This is a genomic window from Bradyrhizobium sp. P2_E8 (assembly GCF_056403875.1).
Map to the genome: position 1 here is coordinate 1 of NZ_JBFUES010000573.1, position 4,879 is coordinate 4,879.

Genomic DNA, 4,879 nt, shown 5'->3' on the forward strand with positions numbered 1-4,879 from the left:
GATGGAGGCGGTCGGCCAGCTCACCGGCGGCGTGGCGCACGACTTCAACAACATCCTCACCGTGATCACCGGGACGATCGAAATCCTCAGCGACGCAGTGGCCAAGGAGCCCGAGCTTGCGGCGATCACCAGGATGATCGACGAGGCCGCCGGACGCGGCGCCGAGCTGACCCAGCACCTGCTCGCGTTCGCGCGCAAGCAGCCGCTCCAGCCGCGCGAGATCGACATCAACTCGCTGATCGTCGACACCGCAAAGCTGCTGCGGCCGACGCTGGGCGAGCAGATCCAGATCGAATCGGTGTTCGAGGGGGAGAGCTGCGTTGCGATCGTCGATCCCAACCAGCTCACCACGGCGATCCTCAACCTCGCACTCAACGCCCGCGACGCCATGCCCGGCGGCGGCAAGCTGATCGTTGAGACGGGCGCCGCCTATCTCGACGAGGTCTATGCCAGCGTCAACGACGTCCGGCCCGGACACTATGTGCTGATCGCCGTGAGCGACACCGGAACCGGCATTCCATCCAACATGCTCGCCAGGGTGTTCGATCCCTTCTTCACCTCGAAGGGACCGGGCAAGGGCACCGGACTCGGGCTTTCGATGGTCTACGGCTTCATCAAGCAGTCCGCGGGCCACATCAAGATCTACAGCGAGGAAGGCCACGGCACCACGATCAAGATGTACCTGCCGCCCGGCAAGACGGCGACGGCGGTCGGCGACGGCGTGGTCCCCGCGACGATCGAGGGCGGACACGAGACGATCCTGGTGGTCGAGGACGACCGGCTGGTGCGCGACTACGTGCTGGCGCAACTGCACGCGCTGGGCTACGTCACCTTGCAGGCTGCGAACGCCGCGGAAGCGCTCGCGATCGTCGCCGCCGGAAAGCCGTTCGACCTGCTGTTCACCGACGTCATCATGCCCGGCAAGATGAACGGACGGCAGCTCGCCGACGAGCTGATGAAGACGCGCCCCGATCTCAAAGTGGTCTACACGTCGGGCTATACCGAGAACGCGATCATCCATCACGGCCGGCTGGATTCGGGCGTTCTGCTGCTCGCGAAGCCCTACCGCAAATCGGATCTCGCGCGGATCATCCGCAAGGCGCTGCTGGGGTAGCACGCCGTGCTGTAGCCCGGATGAGCGAAGCGACATCCGGGACTCTGCGGCAGTGTTCCCGGGTGTCGCGGAGCCTGTCATCGGGCGGCGCTTCGCGCCGACCCGTTGGCTCACCCGGGCTGCGAAAGCTCAACCGAAAGACTTACGACGCGCGCTGCGCCGCGGTCATCACGATCCGGATCAGGTCGGCCGCATTGCGCGCACCGAGCTTCTTCATGATGTTGGCGCGGTGGTCCTCGATGGTGCGCGGGCTGATGCCGAGCGTGCGGCCAGCTTCCTTGTTGGACGCACCGGCGGCGAACTGCTCAAGCACCTCGCGCTCACGCCGCGTCAACGGCTCGCGTCCGGGGAAATGCAGCGAGCCGAATTTCGGCGCTGCGTTCTCCGCCTGCCTGCGCGCATAGGCGCCGATCGCCTCGTCGAGGCGGCCGACGATCTCGCTGCCGCKGAACGGCTTCTCGATGAAGTCGAGCGCGCCGCTCTTGATGGCGCCCACCGCCATCGTGATGTCGCCCTGGCCGGAGATCATGAAGATCGGCGCCGGATAATCCTCACCGTGCAGCTCCTTCAGAATGTCGAGACCCGACTTTCCGGGAATGTGCACGTCGAGCAGGATCGCAGCCGGTGTGCGGTTTCGCGCGACGGAGAGCAGCGCTGCGCCGTCCGCAAAACAGATCACCTCATAGCCCGCCGCCTTCAACACCATCGACAAGGTGTCGCGAACGGCCGGGTCGTCGTCGACTACGAAGATTTCACCGCGAGAGGTTTGTTCGGCCATGTGCCATGTCCAATTGGCATTAGAGTCCATTCGGCATTGAGGACTCGCGTCCGCGCCAACCCTTATGGCGTTCGGCGCGGATTCGGCCCACCCGTATTTGTACGGGACATGGACTTAACGCACAAGTAGCGGCATGGCGCCTAATTGCGGGGGACGGAGAATATCCATGCTAAATTCGGCTGGCACGCCACTTCTCGTCACGACGCCCGAGGCCGACAGCCGTCAGTTGATCGCGGCCGACCTTCGCTGCCTGATCGCGCAGATCCAGAGCAGCATGCGCCTGATCGACGCAGCCATGRTCGACGCAGGCCTGGAGCGGGACGACAGCGGCGATCGGGCGGGTTCCATCGACATTTTGGTGCTCGACGACGTCACGCCGCGTTATGCCACGGCGAGCACCGCCCTCAACGTCTGTCGGGCGGGTCTTGACCGCGCCCTTCAATACCTGTCGGATTCCGACGACCCGCTATAGGTCGCGATCGGCGCGGCGGCGGCCGCGCCCGATTGCATGGCAGCTCCGCGCGTCAGGTGCGGTGCCGTTCCACGATCGCGTCGCTGGCGACACCACCCCAGGTGTGGATCGCCGGCAGCCCCATCGCGGTCTTGCCGAGGTTGGCGAGGCTGATGCGCAGGGCCGCCAGATCGAGCGGCTTCGGCAGGCCCTGGAGCTGGATCCCGACGGAACGGGCGAAGCTGCGGGCGGCGCTGCGGCGCTTGCCGTCCATGCCGCTGATGACGATCACGGCACCGGCGAACTTGGCCTTCGCCATCTCGCGCAACACGTCGATGCCGTCGCCATCCTCCAGCACGAGATCGAGCGTCACGCAGTCGAAGCGCGCGGCGCGGAGCTTCTCGATCGCTTCCGCCACGGACGGCGCCACGGTGACTTCGTGGCCGGCCTGCTTGGCGGCGACCGTGATCAGGCTGCGCTGCGTGGCGTCGTCATCGACCACCAGGAGCTGGAGCGCACGCCGCTCGGCGACGTCGGGCAGGTTTGACGGGACGGGGGAGAGGGAACTTCTGGGCATTGCCGTATTCCTGAGATTGAGACGAGCAATGGATACACGGCGCGGTCTTCGGCCACGTAAAGCCGCCGCGACAAATTCGTCCGGATGTTTCAGCAAATGTAAAGCAACGTGGCGGAAAGCGCCGGCGCCGCCACGCGCCGGTCAGGCTGCCGCGTCGTGGCCGCCGGCCGCGCCGCGCTTCTTCCGGTTCTTGCCGCGCAGGAACTGGATGTCCATTTCGGCGCCGTTGACGCGCACCAGCTCGCAGCGGCGATAGGCAAGGCCGGTGGACGACAACAGCAGGAAGAACTCTTTCAGGTTCAGCCCCTGGATCGAGCCTTCAACCGTGAGGATGGCGTCGGTGTCGGAAATGGCGTTGAGCTTGCAGTCACGGCGCCAGGTGCCGTCGATGGCCATGATGCAGACATCATAGCCGCGACTGAACGTCACGCGCTCCGCGCCTTTTCCATCCTCGGCCATGCCTATCGTCCTGCCATCACCGCCATGCGCGGCGCCACGCCGGCAAGGGCCGGCTTGGCCGCGGCGGCACGCGGATCGTTCGGCTTGTAGAGGCCGCGCCGGTCGGGAATCGGCCTGAACGTATCGGTCAGTCCGACCACGGTTTCGGCGGCCCCCAGCACCAGGAAGCCGTCGGGCTCGATCTGGCGCGCCAGCCGGTTGAAGATGTTGATCTTGGTCTCCTGGTCGAAATAGATCAGCACGTTGCGGCAGAAGATGACGTCGAACGTACCGAGCTGSGCGAAATCGTGCAGCAGGTTGAGCTGGCGGTGCTGGATCATCGCCCGCAATTCGGGATTGATCTGCCAGGTCTCGCCGGTCTGCTTGAAATATTTCACCAGCATCTGGATCGGCAGGCCGCGCTGCACCTCGAACTGGCTGTAGATGCCGGCCTTGGCCTTCTCCAGCACCTCCTGCGACAGATCGGTCGCGATGATCTCGACGCGCCAGCCGGTGAGGGCTGCACCCATCTCCTTCAGGCACATCGCCAGCGAATAGGGCTCCTGCCCGGTCGAGCCGGCGGCGCACCAGATCCGCACGCTGCGGCGGCCGGCCCGCGCCTTGATGATCTCGGGCATGATGGTGTCGCGGAAATGATCGAACGGGACCTTGTCGCGGAAGAAGAAGGTCTCGTTGGTGGTCATGGCTTCGACCACGTCGGTGATGAGCGCGCGCGACCCGCCTTGCAGTTTCTGCACGAGCTCGGGGATGCCGGAGAGCCCGGCCTTGCGGGCGAGCGGCAAGAGACGGCTTTCGATCAGATATTGCTTGTCTGCGGACAGATCGAGACCGGAATTGTCCTTCAGGAACTTGCGCAGATACTCATACTCGGTCGGGGTCACGGATGGCCTCTCGAAAGCTGTACTGAAAACACTCTGGCCGAAACACTCGGGCCAGACACACTCAGACCATGGCTTGTCCGACCGGGATCAAGCCGACTTCAGCGAACTTGTCGGCGATAATGTCTTTGTCGAAGGGCTTCATGATGTACTCGTTGGCGCCGCCGCTGAGCGCCTGGGCGATGTGAGCCACGTTGTTCTCGGTGGTGCAGAACACCACCTTGGGCTGGTCGCCGCCGGGCAGGCGGCGCATGTGGCCCATGAACTCGAAGCCGTCCATGACGGGCATGTTCCAGTCCAGCAGCACCGCGTCGGGCAGTTGCCGCTGGCATATCTCCAGCGCCTTCGAGCCGTCCTCGGCCTCGGTCACCTGGAATTCAAGGCCTTCCAGGATCCGGCGCGCGATCTTGCGCACCACGCTGGAATCATCGACCACCAAACACGTTTTCATTTCGGTTCTCCCGGCTTCGATGTTTTCGTTGGCTCACGCAGCGATTTGCACTTTGGTTTCGAGCTCGAGGACGCGATCGACGTCGAGGACGACCATGAGCTGGCCGTCGAGACGGTGGACACCGCCGGCGAGCTTGGCCATGCGGGGGTCGAGGTTGACGGGGTTCTCTTC

Annotated in this window: 7 protein-coding genes and 1 pseudogene; 2 read left to right on the forward strand and 6 right to left on the reverse strand. The window is 64.7% G+C overall.

The annotated features are described in order from the left end of the window. Nucleotides 1-1,114 (forward strand): ATP-binding protein (locus tag AC1D00_RS26785; protein ID WP_477012723.1); only part of this gene is annotated, 1,114 nt, incomplete at its 5' end. A 142-nt stretch (nucleotides 1,115-1,256) separates the two neighbouring features. Here AC1D00_RS26785 and AC1D00_RS26790 read toward each other — a convergent pair. Then, nucleotides 1,257-1,892, reverse strand: a complete 636-nt coding sequence (locus AC1D00_RS26790; protein WP_477012724.1) for a response regulator transcription factor — start codon at nucleotides 1,890-1,892, stop codon at nucleotides 1,257-1,259. Between the two features lie 166 nt (nucleotides 1,893-2,058). On the opposite strand from AC1D00_RS26790, the gene AC1D00_RS26795 reads away from it, so the two are divergent. Next, nucleotides 2,059-2,364, forward strand: coding sequence for a hypothetical protein (locus AC1D00_RS26795; protein ID WP_477012725.1), 306 nt, complete (start codon nucleotides 2,059-2,061; stop codon nucleotides 2,362-2,364). A gap of 52 nt (nucleotides 2,365-2,416) precedes the next feature. Here the strand turns inward: AC1D00_RS26795 and AC1D00_RS26800 are convergent, their stop codons facing one another. From AC1D00_RS26800 to AC1D00_RS26820, 5 genes and pseudogenes are all read right to left on the reverse strand, one after another. Continuing rightward, nucleotides 2,417-2,920 carry a response regulator gene (locus AC1D00_RS26800; RefSeq protein WP_027546795.1) on the reverse strand — a complete coding sequence of 168 codons (504 nt, stop codon included), beginning with the start codon at nucleotides 2,918-2,920 and terminating at the stop codon, nucleotides 2,417-2,419. 141 nt (nucleotides 2,921-3,061) lie between these two features. Further along, entirely contained in the window at nucleotides 3,062-3,379 is a 318-nt protein-coding gene (locus AC1D00_RS26805; RefSeq protein ID WP_011083221.1) for a hypothetical protein, read from the reverse strand. A gap of 2 nt (nucleotides 3,380-3,381) precedes the next feature. Next, nucleotides 3,382-4,260, reverse strand: coding sequence for a CheR family methyltransferase (locus tag AC1D00_RS26810; RefSeq protein WP_477012726.1), 879 nt, complete (start codon nucleotides 4,258-4,260; stop codon nucleotides 3,382-3,384). Between the two features lie 61 nt (nucleotides 4,261-4,321). Then, nucleotides 4,322-4,708, reverse strand: coding sequence for a response regulator (locus tag AC1D00_RS26815; protein WP_028143851.1), 387 nt, complete (start codon nucleotides 4,706-4,708; stop codon nucleotides 4,322-4,324). 33 nt (nucleotides 4,709-4,741) lie between these two features. Next, a pseudogene (locus AC1D00_RS26820) lies at nucleotides 4,742-4,879 on the reverse strand (chemotaxis protein CheW); the annotation flags it as partial.